We start from the raw sequence: 15,260 nt of genomic DNA on the forward strand, positions 1-15,260 counted from the left end.
TGTTGCGCGTATTTAGTCTGTATCTGGTTTTTAGCACGCCTAATTGGAAAATTAATACAATCTAGAGAAATAGGGATATATGAAAACCTCTCATAAGTTACTCATCAGCTTCATTTGTGTCGCTGCGCTTTCCGGCTGTGCACGTACCGTTCCTGTATTAACGCCTTACACCAATATCACGACCCATAATTCTACCGAACAGATCAAAACGGCCATCCTGGATGCAGGTCAGAATCGTGACTGGATTATGACTCCGGTGGCGCCAGGTGTGATTGATGGGCGCTTAATGAACCGCGATCACAGCGTGAACATCCGTATTAACTACACCCCGACCAACTACACCATTAAATATGTCAGCAGCACAAACTTAAAATCTGCTAATGGAAAAATCCATCGTAATTATAATCGTTGGGTTAATAACCTCGATAAAGATATTCAAAAACGTTTAATGGCTAATGCTAATAAATAATACGGAAATTTGAGTTAAGTCGGGGCCGGATTAACCGTAATCTGGCTTTGGCGATTTGATATTGGACATCAAACCATGGCCGTGCGCTATAACTACGATAAAGATAATATTAGTGCGCTTGACGCAATTACCGAGGCACAGAGAATTGCTTTTGCGCCCATGTTATTTCAAGCGGCGGTAAATCTCAGGGATTCAGGCATTCTATCGCTGTTGGATAATTGCAGAAAGCAGGGCGCGACCCGGCAGGAAATTACCTGCGGCTGCGAGCTGAACGATTATGCCGTAGGCGTGTTGTTAGATATGGGCATGAGCGGGAATATTGTTTACCAAACCGAAGGCCGCTATTTTATCGGAAAAATTGGCCACTATTTACTGCATGACGCTATGACCCGCGTCAATATGGATTTTACGCAGGACGTTTGCTATCAAGGCTTATATCATCTGAAAGAATCATTACAGCAGGGTAAACCGGCTGGACTTCAGGTTTTCGGTTCCTGGCCGACGATTTATCCGGCGCTGAGCCAGTTGCCTGAGCCTGCGAAACAAAGTTGGTTTGCTTTCGATCATTTCTATTCCGATGGCGCTTTCAGCGCTGCTTTGCCTCACGTCTTTGCCCTTGAGCCGGCAAAAATTTACGACGTGGGCGGCAATACCGGAAAATGGGCTTTACGCTGCTGCAAATATCATGCGCAGGTCGAGATGACCATCATCGATTTACCGCAGCAAATTCTGCTAGCTGAGAAAAACATCGCGAAGCATGGGCTGTCTGAGCGTATTTCTGTCCATGAGGCAGATATATTGACCGATGTGCAGTTACCGCAGGAGGCTGACGTTTGGTGGATGAGCCAGTTCCTAGACTGTTTCTCGGAAGCTCAGATTATTGCTATTCTCAAAAAAAATCGCAGCGGCGATGAAGCCCGACGCCAGAGTGTGTATTATGGAGCTCTTCTGGGATTGCCAGCCCTACGAGGCTGGAGCATTTAGTTTAAATGCTTCTTCGCTGTATTTTACCTGCATGGCTAATGGTAACAGTCGTTTTTATAGCGTCACTGATTTCCTGGGTTATTTACAGAAAGCCGACCTTGAGTTGGAAAAGCAAATAGATAATCTTGGCATTGGCCATACTTTATTGATTTGTAAAAAACGATAGCGGCTGACTGAAAAAAGCCGAATCGAGGCACTAACCGAAAAATTATAAGAAATAAGGGGCAATTGGGCATCAGTCAATTATTGCCTCGGTATTTTTCTCATTTTCTCCGCCAGAGATCACGAATTCATGCAGTTTACTCTGAACATCACCGATTGGCAGGCTATCGCGCCTGGATTAGCCTTGGCAGATGAATGGCGCAGATGGGCTAATCAATCGCCTGCCAGGATAGATCACACCCAGCCGCTGGCTAAATGTAGCCTGTTGCCGATGATGACGGCTCGTCGCCTGAGTTCAGGAAGTCGTCTGGCCGTGGAATGCGGGTTAGCGATTTTGCGCCGCCAACCGGTGGATGCGATTGTATATACCAGCCGTCACGGTGAGTTGGAGCGTAACTACCGCATTTTGCAGGCGCTGGCGACGGAACAAAGCCTGTCACCCACGGATTTTGCTATGTCGGTGCATAATTCTGCGGTGGGTAATCTTACTATCGCCGCCAGAAAACCGCTGGTTTCATCGTCTTTATCCGCCGGCGCGGAAACTTTTCAGCAAGGTTTGCTCGAAGTTATGGCGTTACATCAGGCCGGCTATTCCCGCGTATTAATAGTGGATTTCGATGGCGTAATTCCAGATTTTTACCATCCATATATGACATCGGATATGCCAAAATATCCGTTTGCCGTAGCTTTACTGATTGAACCGGGTGATATCTTGCGCTGCGCTACCCGCAAGGGGCTGTCGCCCGAGCCGGAGGTGCCCCAGAGTCTGCAATTTTTGCATCATTGGCTGGGTTCGCACGCTTCCTTTGTCGTAACCGGCGGTCGATTTGATTGGCAGTGGAGCCGTTAGGATGAAAGCGTTGAAGCTGGGGCGACAAATTAATGGGCTGTGGCGGCTGATCATGACGGGGCTATGTTTTGCCCTGTTCGGGCTGGGCGGGCTGTTATTATCGTTGCTGTGGTTCAATTTTCTCCTGCTGACTCAGCGTGATGGTCAGCAGCGGCGCATTCTGGCCAGACGCAGCATTTCCGCCAGTTTTCGCCTGTTCCTCGCTTTGGCCCGCAGGCTGGGTGTGCTGGATTACCGCTTGCAGGGCATCGAAAAGATTCGCGCTGATAAAGGTTGCCTGATCGTCGCGAATCATCCCACGCTGTTGGATTACGTTATTTTGGCTTCGGCCTTGCCGGACGTCGATTGTCTGGTTAAGGCTGAACTCTTGCGTAATCCCTTTGTAAACGGCGTGATTAAAGCCGCCGATTATTTGGTCAATAGTCAGGGACAAACCCTGCTGCTGGCCTGTCGCCAACGTTTAAACCGCGGCGAGAATATTTTGATTTTTCCCGAAGGTACGCGCACCAGTCCGGGAAAACCGCTGAAATTACAGCGGGGTGCGGCCAACGTTGCTGTCCGTTGCGAGTGTGATTTGCGTATTGTGCATATTCACTGTAGCCAACAAACGCTGAATAAACAGAGCCGCTGGTATCAGATACCGCCAGAAAAACCGGTGTTCAGCGTTGTAGTGGGCGAACGTATTGCTAACGAATATTTTGTGGCTGTCGAAGAGGATGCGCAAGCGCTTGCCGCTCGCCAGCTGAATCGACAATTAGCCCAGTTATTGACGCCTGAGAATGGCCAACCCATGGATACGGATGATGCAAGAACGCTCTCTTGAATTAAAAAAACTAATTATTGATACCCTGAATCTCGAAGATATGACTCCCGATGAGATAGACGCAGACGCCGCGCTGTTTGGCGACGGTTTGGGACTGGATTCCATTGACGCGCTGGAGTTAGGTCTGGCGGTCAAAAATCGCTATGGCGTGATGTTATCTGCCGAAAGCGAAGAAATGCGTCAGCATTTTTACTCCATCGCCACGCTGGCGTCATTCATTCAATCTCAACGCGCTAAATAGTCGGATAACTTATGGATAAACAAGATATTTACCAGGAAGTGTCGGATCTCTTGGTCAAACTTTTCGAAATCGACCGGTCGCAGATCACGCCGCAGGCGCGTCTGTATGAAGATCTGGAATTAGACAGTATTGACGCCGTGGATATGGTGGTTCATTTACAGAAAAAGACCGGCCGTCGGATCAAGCCTGAATCCTTTAAGTCTGTGCGTACCGTGCAAGACGTCGTGGATGCGGTAGAACAATTATTACAGCAACCAGGCTGATCGGTTGTTTCGGAAAACCACGCCGTTTATGCAAAATTTCCTGCGCATCGCCAATGGGCTAATTATGTTGTTATGGCCGTTCATTATTTGGGCGGGCGTGACACAGGGTCTGTCCTTCTGGTTAATTCCGCTGTTTATTGCCTTTTTCCTGCTACGCCTGTGGTTACTGAAAGATCATGGGGGGCTGCAAGGTCAAACGGACGGCCAAATGTATGCGGGGAAAGCGCTGGCGTTAACCGGTATTGCTCTTTGCGCTGCGAGCGTGCTGATGCGCGATCATCATGTGCTGATGTATTACCCGGTGGCGGTTAATCTGGTGCTGTTGATTCTGTTCGGCAGCTCTCTGTTTTATGGCATGCCAATCGTGGAGCAAATCGCCCGTTGGCGTGAGCCGGATTTACCGCCGCAGGGTGTGCGCTATACCCGGCGTGTCACTCAGGTTTGGTGTTTGTTTTTTATCATCAACGGCTCGACTGCACTGGCGACCTGTTTGTATAACGACATGAAAATCTGGGCGTTATGGAATGGCATGCTGAGCTATATCTTTATTGGCGGCGTGATGGGCGTGGAATGGCTGGTACGCCGACGGATAAAAAACCGATGAATACATTACCGTTGACTCAATGGCTGTCTGAAGAACGGGCGGGTAGCACTTTGATTGCCCGCCGCGGTGATAAAGATATCGACCTGAAGACGTTTCGACAGGATGTGACCCAGCTTTATGCGCGCCTGATAAGCAGTTCAGAAACCTGTTGGGCGCTGTGTTTTAACGATAGCTATCAGTTTTGTGTCGCGCTGCTGGCCACGCTGTACGCGGGCAAAATTCCGGTACTGCCAGGGCATAATCGGCGAGCGCAGCTCGTTGAGCAAAGCCAGCATTTCGAGGGGGTATTAAGCGATCTGCCGCTGAAACTAGACTGCCCTGTGTGGTCGCTATCGGACACCGCCCCTGCGAGCGTGCCGTTACCGTCGATTGCCGCTGACGCTAGTCTGCGGTTATTCACCTCGGGTTCCTCCGGCGAACCCCGTCGGGTGGATAAACCGGTTGCCGTGATGGATAGAGAGGCCGTCTGGCTGGCTGATTTATGGGGCGATCGGCTGAGTCACTGTGTGGTTCGGGCATCCGTAAGCCATCAACATCTGTACGGTCTGACGTTCCGCATCTGGCTACCTTTAGCGCTAGGGCTGCCTTTCGCCAGCGAAACGGTGGAGTTCCCTGAGCAACTGGCGAACAGTCCGCGCTGCGCCTTTATTACCAGCCCGGCGTTTTTACAGCGGCTGGATAGCCAGTTGCCGCCGCCGCGTTGCGAATGGGTGGTTTCCGCCGGTGGGCAGCTACATTTTGACGATGCTCAACGAGCGCAGAACTGGCTCGGAATCACGCCCGATGAAATTTATGGCAGCACTGAAACCGGAGTGATGGCATGGCGTAGCCGGCATCATCCGCAGACACCGTGGCAGCCTTTTAGCGGCGTGCAGCTGAGTCGCGATGAGCAGGATAACTGGCGCGTGGTTTCCCCTTTGATTCCCGATCCGTTGGGAATGGCGTTGGATGATCGAATTATTGTCGACGATCAAGGGCTATTTACACTGGCCGGTCGTCGCGATCGGGTAGTCAAAATTGAAGAAAAGCGTCTGTCTCTCAGTGAGATTGAGCGGCGATTGCAGACTTTGTCTGGCATCGAAGACGTTGCGGTGCTGGTGGTTAAACGCGGTGCGCGGCAATGTATCGGCGCGGCGGTGGTGCTGAATCAGGCAGGATTGGACGAATTAGAGCAAATCGGTTGGCTGCGGCTGACCCGCCGCTGGCGACAGCAGCTTGGCGGTTGGCTGGAACCGGTGGCATTACCGCGCTATTGGCGCAAATTATCGGTTATTCCGCTTAATCAGCAAAGCAAACGTTCTTGGCCTCAGTTACAGGAGTTATTTAATGAAACCCGTTGAGCTATCCCGTCAACAGTCGGAACGGCATCAGATGGAGGTTAGACTGTATCTGGACCCCAAATTAAGCTGGTTTACCGGACATTTTGACGTACAACCGCTGCTGCCGGGCGTGGCGCAGATCGATTGGGTGATGGGGTACGCGGCAGATATCGCGGGCGCAGCCTGGCAGTTTTCCGGTATCGATAAAGTCAAATTCCAGTTGCCGCTGTTGCCGGGCAATCAGGTGTTACTCCGCCTCGATTGGAATGAATCCCGTGGCTTGCTCAGTTTTAGCTATACGCTGGATGAAGGCGTCGCTGCGCGCACGGCCAGTAGCGGAGCCATAAAATTATGTCGTTAACCGTTCACGCCTTCGCGCCGTGCGTGGTTATTCCTTGCTATAACCACGGCGCAATGATGAATGATGTGTTGGCGCGGCTGGCTCCCTTTGGCCTGCACTGTTTTATCATTGACGATGGCAGCGAACCTGCCACGCAACAGATTTTACAGCAGTTGGCCGGAACGCACTCTGGCATCACGTTGGTTAGATTGCCTTGTAATCAGGGCAAAGGTGTGGCGGTATTAACAGGTTTTACCGTGGCTGCCGAGGCGGGATATAGCCACGTGTTACAGGTGGATGCCGATGGGCAACACTGTATTGAAGATATTCCCGAGATGCTGAAACAGTCGCAGCGCTATCCGGATATGCTGATCTCCGGCCGCCCGATTTACGACCAGTCGGTGCCAAAATCTCGTCTGTATGGTCGCTATATTACCCATGTGTGGGTATGGATAGAAACTCTGTCGCTCTCCCTGAAAGACAGTATGTGCGGGTTTCGGGTCTATCCGCTGGCTCCGGTAATAGCCCTGATGGCGCAATATCCATTGGGGAAACGTATGGATTTTGATACGGAAATCATGGTGCGCCTGTACTGGCAAGGCATTGATAGTCGTTTTGTTCCTACGCGAGTGACTTACCCCGCCGACGGGCTTTCCCATTTTGATGCACTGCGGGATAACCTGCGGATTTCGTGGATGCATACCCGGTTATTTTTGGGCATGTTGAGACGTCTCCCGCAATTGTTAACGCGACGTCGTCCGCGTCACTGGGCTGGAGTCAAAGAGCGTAAAGGTCTGAACGGCATGCGCTTTATGCTCGCGGTTTATCGTCTATTAGGGCGGAAAACTTTCGAGATATTACTACGTCCGGTAGTGGGATATTTCTGGCTAACCGGCCGAACTCAGCGGCAGGCCTCGCAGCAATATCTGGTACGTTTGCAGCAAACTGCCCAGAAAAAGTCATTGGCTTTGCCGGGCAATCTAACCAGTTATCGACATTTCCTGCGGTTTAGTCGCGCGATGCTGGACAAAGTCGCCAGTTGGCGCGGGGATTTGCGACTGGGGGAGCAAATTGTATTTGCTCCCGGAGCGCAAGAAACCATTAATGCCGAGTCTGACGGTGGGAAGCTGATTCTGGCTTCTCACCTCGGAGATATCGAGGTGTGCCGCGCATTAGCACAGCAGGATGGTCATAGGGTAATTCACGCTCTGGTATTTAGCGAACATGCCCAAAGATTTAAGCAGGTATTGGAAGAAATCGCGCCGCAGGCGGGGATTAATCTGATTCCCGTGACCCGCATGGGGCCAGAAACCGCTATTTTGCTGAAAGAGAAGCTGGACGCCGGTGAATGGGTGGCGATTGTCGGCGATCGTACCTCGGTGACTACCCAGCGCGGTGGAGACCGCCGCGTGGTGTGGAGCGAATTTCTCGGTGCGCCCGCGCCGTTTCCGCAAGGACCATTTGTTCTGGCATCGGTATTGCGCTGCCCGGTGTTACTGATGTTTGCCTTGCACCAGCAGGGCAAACTCCATATCCATTGCGAACCTTTTGCCGATCCGTTGCTGTTGCCACGTCAGCAGCGTGAGACCGCATTGCAACAGGCGGTGGATCGCTATGCGTCACGTCTGGAGTACTACGCGCTGCAATCGCCGCTCGACTGGTTTAACTTTTTTGATTTCTGGCGGCTGCCTGATTCGCCGTCTGGCAAGGAGTAACAAGTGCTGACCGATGCCCGTTTTACCGCCGAAGTAGAGATTACCGTGCCTTTCCACGATACCGACCCGATGGGCGTGGTATGGCACGGTAATTACTTCCGTTATTTCGAAGTGGTGCGAGAGGCGCTACTGAATCAGTTTAATTATGGTTACCGGCAAATGCGTGAGTCTGGTTATGTTTGGCCGGTTGTTGATACGCGGGTGAAATACCGTGACGTGCTGGAGTTCGAACAGCGAATTCGGGTCAGAGCCCACGTTGAAGAGTTCGAAAATCGGCTGAAAATTGTGTATCAGATTTTCGATGCTCAAAGCGGCAAGCGGACTACCACCGGCTATACCATTCAGGTTGCCGTCGAAGAAAGTACGCGAGAAATGTGTTTTGTCAGCCCTGATATTTTGTTTGAAAGAATGGGAATCAAACCATGAAAAAATGGATTTTAATGTTGTCGCTGGCGATCGCCGCTGGCGCACAGGCAGTGACGCTGGATGAGTTACAGCAGCGTTTGGCGCAGCAGCCGGTGGTACGAGCGCAGTTTAGTCAGGAGCGCCAGATCAAGGATATGCCGCAGCCGCTGCGTTCCAGCGGTGAGTTACTGATCGCACAGAAAAACGGCCTGTGGTGGCAACAGCAAAAACCTTTTCCATTGACGCTGGTGTTGGATGATAAGCGTATGGTTCAGGTAATTAATGGGCAGGAGCCACAGATTGTTACCGCTGATTCCAATCCGCAGATGTTCCAGTTTAACCACTTGCTGCGCGCACTGTTTCAGGCTGAGCGTCAGGTGTTGGAACAAAATTTCTCGCTGACCTTCAGCGACTTAGGACAGGGGAAATGGCAGTTGGAGCTGAAACCGACCACGTCGCCGCTAGATAAGCTGTTTAACACTATCACGCTGCAAGGGCAGCAGTATCTCGATCAGATTTCGCTTAACGATCGTCAAGGGGATCGCACCAAGATTACCTTTAGCAATCAGCGCCTGACACCAGATACGTTGACCCATGATGAGCAGCAACGTTTTGTCTTCTAAGCCGAGTTTATGGGCCTGGCTATGGCTGGCGGCTTGCCTGTTGCTGGGGGCGACGCTCACGGTATTGTTACCGCAATCCAAGCTTTCCAGTAGCGTGCTGGCGCTGTTACCTGCGCAAAGTATGGGGCAGATTCCTCCGGCGCTGAACGACGGTTTTATGCAGCGTTTGGACCGTCAGGTGGTCTGGATGGTCAGCCCCGCCGAAGGCGATGATCCAGCGGCGGCCGCGCGCTGGCTGGAACGCTTGCAGGGTCTGCCGTCGTTGACCGCCGTTCAAGGACCTATCGACGCTGATCAGCAGCAGAAATGGGGGAAATTCTTCTATCAGCATCGTAATGGCATGATTGACCCGCAGACGCGACAGCGCCTGATGAACGGTGGTGATGAGCAGGCTAACTGGATACTGGCACAGCTTTATTCGGCCTTTGCCGGTGTGAGCGGCAGCGAAATAAAGAACGATCCGTTGATGCTGGTGCGGGGCTCCCAGCTGGCGCTACAACAAAATACCAGCCGTTTGAGGATGAAAAATGGCTGGTTGGTGGCTCAGGATGAGGCGGGGCGCAGCTGGTATTTTATCCACGGCGAGCTGAGTGGCTCCTCCTACAATATGCAGCAGGCGCATCAGGTAGTGACAGATTTGGCGGCGCTCGTGACCGATCTTAAGCATCATTTTCCGGGCGTCGAGGTCATGTCGCGCGGCACGCTATTTTATAGCGATTATGCCAGCCAGCAGGCCAAACATGATGTTTCCACCTTGGGTTCCGCCACGGTCATCGGCGTTTTGCTATTGATTCTGGGCGTGTTTCGCTCTCTGCGTCCGTTACTGTTGTGCGTGTTGTCCGTCGGTATCGGCGCGTTGGCTGGCAGTACACTGACCTTATTGCTCTTTGGCGAACTGCATTTAATGACGTTAGTGATGAGTATCAGCATTGTCGGTATTTCAGCTGATTACACCATTTATTATCTTACCGAGCGCATGGTGCATGGGCGTGAAACCTCGCCGTGGCAAAGTCTGCACAAGGTTTTTCCGGCGTTAATGATGGCGTTGGGGACCACGGTTCTGGCCTACCTGATTATGATGTTGGCGCCGTTCCCTGGCCTGCGCCAGTTGGCGGTTTTTGCCGCCGCGGGTCTGACTGCCTCTTGTCTCACCGTGGTGTGCTGGTATCCGTGGTTATGTCGAGGATTACCGGTCCGGCCGGTGCCATTCATGATGCCATTGATGCGTTGGCTTTCCGCGTGGCGCACTCAACGCACGCTGTATTTAGGTTTGCCACTGGTATTGGCGTTGTTCTCCGTAGCCGGACTGCTACGCTTGCAGATTAATGATGATATTGCCCAATTGCAGGCGCTGCCGCCGGATATTCATCGGGAGGAGCAGGCTATCACGGCCTTGACTGGGCAAGGCATCGACCAGAAGTGGTTTGTGGTTTATGGCGATACGCCCGAGCAGACGCTACGGCGGTTAGAGCAATTTGCTCCGCAGTTACAACAGGCGAAAAAACAGGGCTGGCTCAGCGGCTACCGTTTGCTGCCATTGGCCTCTCAGGCGCAGCAACAGCAGGATCTGACGCTGCTGCAACAGGTTGCCCCCAACGTGCTGGCACAGCTTGATACCGTTGGGATAGACGGGTTGAAGATCGATCTCACTCCAATGCCGGTCACGCCGGAGAACTGGCTCAATAGCGTAGTGAGTGAGGGCTGGGCGTTGATGTGGATGACGTTACCGGATGGGCGTAGCGGAGTATTGGTGCCGACCGACGGCGTGCAAAACAGCGCCGCTTTGGCAGCGCTGGCGGCCAATCATGCTGGCGTCAGTTGGGTTGATCGCAAAGCCAGCTTCGACCAGATGTTTTCTTTCTATCGCACTATGCTGGGTTGGCTGTTGCTGGGAGCCATTGTGGTTATCGCCTTGAGTTACATGTTGCGCCTGGGCGTGCGGCGTGGGCTGGTGTGCGTATTGCCTTCGTTACTTTCTCTCGGCTGCGGGCTGGCAGTGCTAGCGTTTAGCGGCCACTCCCTCAACCTGTTCTCGCTACTGGCGTTAGTTCTGGTGCTGGGGATTGGCATTAATTACACCTTATTTTTCAGTAACCCACGAGGAACACCGCTGACGTCATTATTAGCCGTAACCGTGGCGATGAGTACCTCATTGCTGACCTTGGGTATGCTGATCTTTAGCAGCACTCAGGCTATCAGCAGTTTCGGTATTGTGCTGTGCAGCGGTATATTTGCCGCATTTTTGCTGGCTCCATTGGCGATGCATCAACGCCGTAAAGGGAAGAAATCATGATGATTTTACGTTGTATCTTGGCTATGTCCTTGGCTTTGATGCTGACGGCATGCGCCACTAAACCCGCGGATAATCGGCCTCAGGCCTGGTTAAAACCGGGCGTGAAGGTCAGCTTACCTGCGCCGGGTATCACGCCGGCGGTGAATGAACAACAGTTGCTGACCGCCACGGTGAAAGGTAAGCAACAGTCTTTGCTGGTATTGCTTAATGCAGATCGGCAACAGCTTTCGCTGGTGGGATTGTCATCTCTGGGTATTCGCCTGTTCAAACTGACCTACGGTGCGCAGGGGATCGAAAGCGAGCAGTCAATCGTGCTACCTGAGTTGCCTCCGGCCAGTCAAGTTCTGGCCGATATTATGCTGAGCTACTGGCCGATTTCTGCCTGGCAAGAGCAGTTACCCGCAGGCTGGACGCTGGTCGACATCGGATCCCGCCGCGAACTGCGTGATAAGCAAGGAAAACGGGTAACCGAAATTGTTTATATGACCAGCAAAGGCGTGCGTCAGCCGATTAGCATCCGCCAGTACGTTTTTGGTTATCAGATCGCGATTCAACATCTGGACAGCTAACATGATTTATATTTCTGCGGTAGGCATGCTGAACGCGTTAGGAAGCAATGCCGATCAGATTGCCAGCCAGCTTCCTTTGGGCATCGCTCCCGGCATGAAGCCGCGCGATGGCTGGGTTCAGCCCGAACAACCCTGCTGGTTAGGCGCCGTTGAAGGTGAACTACCGGAAATCCCGGCGGCGCTTGCTATGCATCGCAGCCGCAATAATCAATTGTTATTGGCGGCGTTGGAGCAAATTCGTCCACAGGTCGATCAAGCGATAGTGCGCTTTGGCCGCGATCGTGTGGCGGTGGTATTGGGCACCAGTACTTCTGGATTAAATGAGGGCGACCGACAGGTTAACCAGCGCAGTCACGACGAGGAAAGTGACGGCTATGATTATTATCAACAGGAATTAGGCGATCCGGCACGTTTTCTTTCGGCCTATCTCGAACTGGAGGGCCCCGCGTTCACCTTGTCTACCGCCTGTTCTTCCAGCGCCAGAGCTATTATCAGCGGCCGGCGTTTAATCGAAGCCGGGCTGGCGGATGTGGCAATTGTAGGCGGCGCAGATACGCTTAGCCGGATGCCGGTCAACGGTTTTCTCAGTCTTGAATCGCTTTCCACTCAGCTTTGCCAGCCTTTTGCCGCCGAACGCTGCGGTATTACTATAGGTGAAGCATCGGCTCTGATGCTGCTCACGCGGGAGCCTCACGAGATAGCCTTGCTCGGAGTCGGTGAATCTAGCGACGCATGGCATATGTCGGCGCCGCACCCTGAAGGCGAAGGTGCTATTCGCGCCATTGAACAGGCGTTGGACGATGCGGCAATTCAACCTCAGGATGTGGGGTATATCAATCTGCATGGCACCGCTACCCGGCTCAACGATCAAATTGAGGCTAAAGTGGTCAATCGCATATTCGGTAATGGCACGCCCTGTAGCTCAACCAAGCATTTAACCGGGCACACATTAGGTGCGGCAGGCGTGTGCGAAGCCGCGCTGTGCTGGCTGTTATTGACTCGTGATTTACCCTTGCCGGCACAGGATTTCTCTCATTCAACGCCGGATGACAGCTTGCCGTCTTGTGGGTTACTGCTAGAGCAGGAGCCATTGATGAAGGCAATTGTTATGTCCAATTCATTTGCCTTTGGCGGTAATAATACCTGCCTGATTGTGGGGAAGCGTCATGCCTGAATATTTACCGGCGGGAGATTATTTGCCTCACGCGGCGCCGATGATGCTGCTGGATGAGGTTGTCGCGGTAGAAGCAGAAAGCGTGCATTGTCGGGTTAAAGTCACAGAACAGGGCGTTTTAGCTCCTTTCCTCACTGCCGAAGGGCATTTGCCTGGATGGTTTGCGTTGGAATTGATGGCACAGACCGTCGGCGTGTGGTCGGGTTGGCATAGCCGCCAGCGGGGCGAGCGGGCGGCGAATTTGGGCATGTTGCTCGGCGCGCGTGCGCTACGCAGCCAGACTCGGTTGATTGAAAACGGAAATTTATTGGATATCACTATGGTCTTGCTAATGCAGGACGAAAAATTTGGCAGCTTTGAAGGTGAAATCAGCTGTGCAGGGCAGGTTTTGGCCACCGCGCGGTTGAATACCTATCAACCGGATCAACAAGAACTTAAACAATTATTTCAACAGGATGAAATGGAATGACACGTTCAGTTTTGGTCACGGGCGGCAGTAAAGGTATTGGGCGAGCGATAGCCCTCCAACTTGCCGCCGATGGATTTAGCGTGGCCGTGCATTATCACAGCGATCTTCCAGGGGCTCAGCAAACGGTAGAACAGCTAACTGCGCAAGGCGGACAAGGGCGGATTATCGGTTTTGACGTAGCCGATCGTGATGCGACGCGGCAGGCCATCGAGCAGGATATTGATACTCATGGTGCTTACTACGGCGTGGTGAACAATGCCGGAATAGCTCGCGACGGCGCGTTCCCAGCGCTCAGTGAAGACGACTGGGACAGCGTGATCCATACCAATCTTGACAGTTTTTATAACGTCATCCATCCCTGTATTATGCCGATGATCGGGTTGCGTCAAGGCGGCAGAATCATCACGCTGTCGTCGGTTTCCGGTTTAATGGGGAATCGAGGTCAGGTCAACTATAGCGCGGCGAAAGCGGGCATTATCGGCGCAACCAAAGCGCTGGCAATAGAACTGGCGAAGCGCAAAATCACTGTCAACTGCATAGCGCCGGGGCTGATTGATACCGGTATGATTCAGATGGAAGAAGCATCGTTAAAAGAAGCGATGAATATGATCCCGATGAAACGGATGGGCGCCGCAGAGGAAGTGGCCGGGCTCGCCAGCTATTTGATGTCTGATATTGCCGGTTACGTGACGCGTCAGGTGATTTCCGTTAATGGGGGCATGCTATGACCCGCCGCGTAGTGATCACCGGCATGGGCGGCGTAACTGCCTTTGGCAATGACTGGCAGAGCGTGGCCGCTGGGCTAAAGTCTGGTAAAAATGCGGTACGCAGCATGCCGGAATGGCGGGAATACGCGGGATTGAATACCTTGGTCGGCGCGCCTATTGATGATTTCACTTTACCGGAGCATTACACCCGCAAACGCATTCGCTCAATGGGGCGAGTTTCCCTGCTAGCGACCAGAGCGACCGAACTGGCGCTGATTCAGGCGGGTTTGATCGGCGAAGCGGTGCTAACCAATGGTGAAACCGGCATCGCCTACGGCTCTTCTACCGGCAGTACCAAACCGGTCAGCGAATTTGCCACCATGCTAACGGAAAAACACACCAATAATATCACCGGCACCACTTATGTTCAGATGATGCCGCATACCGCGGCGGTGAATACCGGGTTGTTCTTCGGGCTGCGTGGGCGAGTGATTCCAACTTCTAGCGCCTGTACTTCCGGCAGCCAGGCAATAGGTTACGCGTGGGAGGCCATTCGCCATGGTTATCAAACGGTGATGGTTGCCGGCGGAGCGGAAGAACTTTGCCCGTCCGAAGCCGCGGTGTTTGATACCTTATTTGCCACCAGTCAGCGCAATGATTCGCCACACACCACGCCGTCGCCTTTCGATATCAATCGAGACGGGCTGGTAATTGGCGAGGGCGCGGGCACGCTGGTGTTGGAAGAATTGGAGCATGCCAAAGCGCGAGATGCGAAGATCTACGGCGAAGTCGTGGGGTTTGCCACTAACTGCGATGCGGCTCACATTACTCAGCCACAGCGTGAAACTATGCAAATTTGTATCGAACAGGGGCTGCGGATGGCGCAGTTACAGGCGGCGGATATCGGTTATATCAGCGCTCACGGTACGGCGACCGACCGTGGCGATCTGGCTGAAAGTCAGGCTACCGCCGCGGTGTTTGGCAATAATACGCCGATTTCATCGCTGAAAAGTTATTTCGGCCATACGTTAGGTGCCTGCGGAGCGCTGGAGGCCTGGATGAGTCTGGAAATGATGAATGAAGGCTGGTTTGCGCCGACGCTCAATCTGACTCAGCCCGATCCGGCCTGTGGCGAACTTGATTACATCATGGGGAAGCCACGCCATATTGATACCGAGTTTTTCCAAAGCAACAACTTTGCCTTTGGCGGTATCAACACTTCACTGGTTTTCCGGCGCTGGCGTTAATCG

At 52.8% G+C, this 15,260-nt stretch carries 17 protein-coding genes and 1 pseudogene; all 18 read left to right on the forward strand.

Going from position 1 to position 15,260, the window contains the following annotated elements:
• Positions 1–79: 79 nt before the first annotated feature.
• Complete coding sequence (locus PL78_RS18280) at positions 80–469, forward strand: hypothetical protein (protein WP_064517839.1); 390 nt, start codon at positions 80–82, stop codon at positions 467–469.
• A 75-nt stretch (positions 470–544) separates the two neighbouring features.
• A pseudogene (locus PL78_RS18285) lies at positions 545–1,619 on the forward strand (methyltransferase).
• A gap of 126 nt (positions 1,620–1,745) precedes the next feature.
• Positions 1,746–2,465, forward strand: a complete 720-nt coding sequence (locus tag PL78_RS18290) for a beta-ketoacyl synthase chain length factor (protein ID WP_064517840.1) — start codon at positions 1,746–1,748, stop codon at positions 2,463–2,465.
• Between the two features lies 1 nt (position 2,466).
• The gene (locus PL78_RS18295) at positions 2,467–3,288 is read left to right on the forward strand and encodes a lysophospholipid acyltransferase family protein (protein WP_064517842.1); all 822 of its coding nucleotides are present in this window, start codon (positions 2,467–2,469) and stop codon (positions 3,286–3,288) included.
• Positions 3,269–3,529, forward strand: a complete 261-nt coding sequence (locus PL78_RS18300; RefSeq protein WP_064517843.1) for a phosphopantetheine-binding protein — start codon at positions 3,269–3,271, stop codon at positions 3,527–3,529. The genes PL78_RS18295 and PL78_RS18300 overlap by 20 nt, the downstream gene beginning before the upstream one ends.
• An 11-nt stretch (positions 3,530–3,540) precedes the next feature.
• On the forward strand, positions 3,541–3,792 hold the full coding sequence (locus PL78_RS18305; protein ID WP_064517844.1) for an acyl carrier protein: 252 nt from the start codon (positions 3,541–3,543) through the stop codon (positions 3,790–3,792).
• A gap of 28 nt (positions 3,793–3,820) precedes the next feature.
• Positions 3,821–4,396 carry a COG4648 family protein gene (locus tag PL78_RS18310; protein ID WP_064517845.1) on the forward strand — a complete coding sequence of 192 codons (576 nt, stop codon included), beginning with the start codon at positions 3,821–3,823 and terminating at the stop codon, positions 4,394–4,396.
• Entirely contained in the window at positions 4,363–5,736 is a 1,374-nt protein-coding gene (locus PL78_RS18315) for a class I adenylate-forming enzyme family protein (RefSeq protein WP_235600988.1), read from the forward strand. Before PL78_RS18310 ends, PL78_RS18315 begins: the two co-directional genes overlap by 34 nt.
• Entirely contained in the window at positions 5,723–6,076 is a 354-nt protein-coding gene (locus PL78_RS18320) for an ApeI family dehydratase (protein ID WP_064517849.1), read from the forward strand. The genes PL78_RS18315 and PL78_RS18320 overlap by 14 nt, the downstream gene beginning before the upstream one ends.
• Complete coding sequence (locus PL78_RS18325; RefSeq protein ID WP_064517852.1) at positions 6,067–7,770, forward strand: glycosyltransferase family 2 protein; 1,704 nt, start codon at positions 6,067–6,069, stop codon at positions 7,768–7,770. Before PL78_RS18320 ends, PL78_RS18325 begins: the two co-directional genes overlap by 10 nt.
• Before the next feature lie 3 nt (positions 7,771–7,773).
• Entirely contained in the window at positions 7,774–8,196 is a 423-nt protein-coding gene (locus tag PL78_RS18330) for an acyl-CoA thioesterase (RefSeq protein ID WP_064517854.1), read from the forward strand.
• Positions 8,193–8,798 (forward strand): LolA family protein, encoded by a 606-nt coding sequence (locus PL78_RS18335; protein ID WP_064517857.1) that lies wholly within the window; start codon positions 8,193–8,195, stop codon positions 8,796–8,798. Before PL78_RS18330 ends, PL78_RS18335 begins: the two co-directional genes overlap by 4 nt.
• A complete protein-coding gene (locus PL78_RS18340; protein WP_064517859.1) occupies positions 8,770–11,091 on the forward strand; it encodes an MMPL family transporter in 2,322 nt (773 codons plus the stop codon). Before PL78_RS18335 ends, PL78_RS18340 begins: the two co-directional genes overlap by 29 nt.
• Entirely contained in the window at positions 11,088–11,660 is a 573-nt protein-coding gene (locus PL78_RS18345) for a DUF3261 domain-containing protein (protein ID WP_064517862.1), read from the forward strand. The genes PL78_RS18340 and PL78_RS18345 overlap by 4 nt, the downstream gene beginning before the upstream one ends.
• Before the next feature lies 1 nt (position 11,661).
• A complete protein-coding gene (locus PL78_RS18350; protein ID WP_064517863.1) occupies positions 11,662–12,834 on the forward strand; it encodes a beta-ketoacyl-[acyl-carrier-protein] synthase family protein in 1,173 nt (390 codons plus the stop codon).
• Positions 12,827–13,303, forward strand: coding sequence for a hotdog family protein (locus PL78_RS18355; RefSeq protein ID WP_064517865.1), 477 nt, complete (start codon positions 12,827–12,829; stop codon positions 13,301–13,303). The genes PL78_RS18350 and PL78_RS18355 overlap by 8 nt, the downstream gene beginning before the upstream one ends.
• On the forward strand, positions 13,300–14,031 hold the full coding sequence (locus PL78_RS18360) for a 3-ketoacyl-ACP reductase FabG2 (RefSeq protein WP_064517867.1): 732 nt from the start codon (positions 13,300–13,302) through the stop codon (positions 14,029–14,031). The genes PL78_RS18355 and PL78_RS18360 overlap by 4 nt, the downstream gene beginning before the upstream one ends.
• On the forward strand, positions 14,028–15,257 hold the full coding sequence (locus PL78_RS18365; protein WP_064517869.1) for a beta-ketoacyl-ACP synthase: 1,230 nt from the start codon (positions 14,028–14,030) through the stop codon (positions 15,255–15,257). Before PL78_RS18360 ends, PL78_RS18365 begins: the two co-directional genes overlap by 4 nt.
• Positions 15,258–15,260: the final 3 nt, after the last annotated feature.

Source organism: Yersinia entomophaga (genome assembly GCF_001656035.1).
Taxonomy (GTDB): Bacteria; Pseudomonadota; Gammaproteobacteria; order Enterobacterales; family Enterobacteriaceae; genus Yersinia; species Yersinia entomophaga.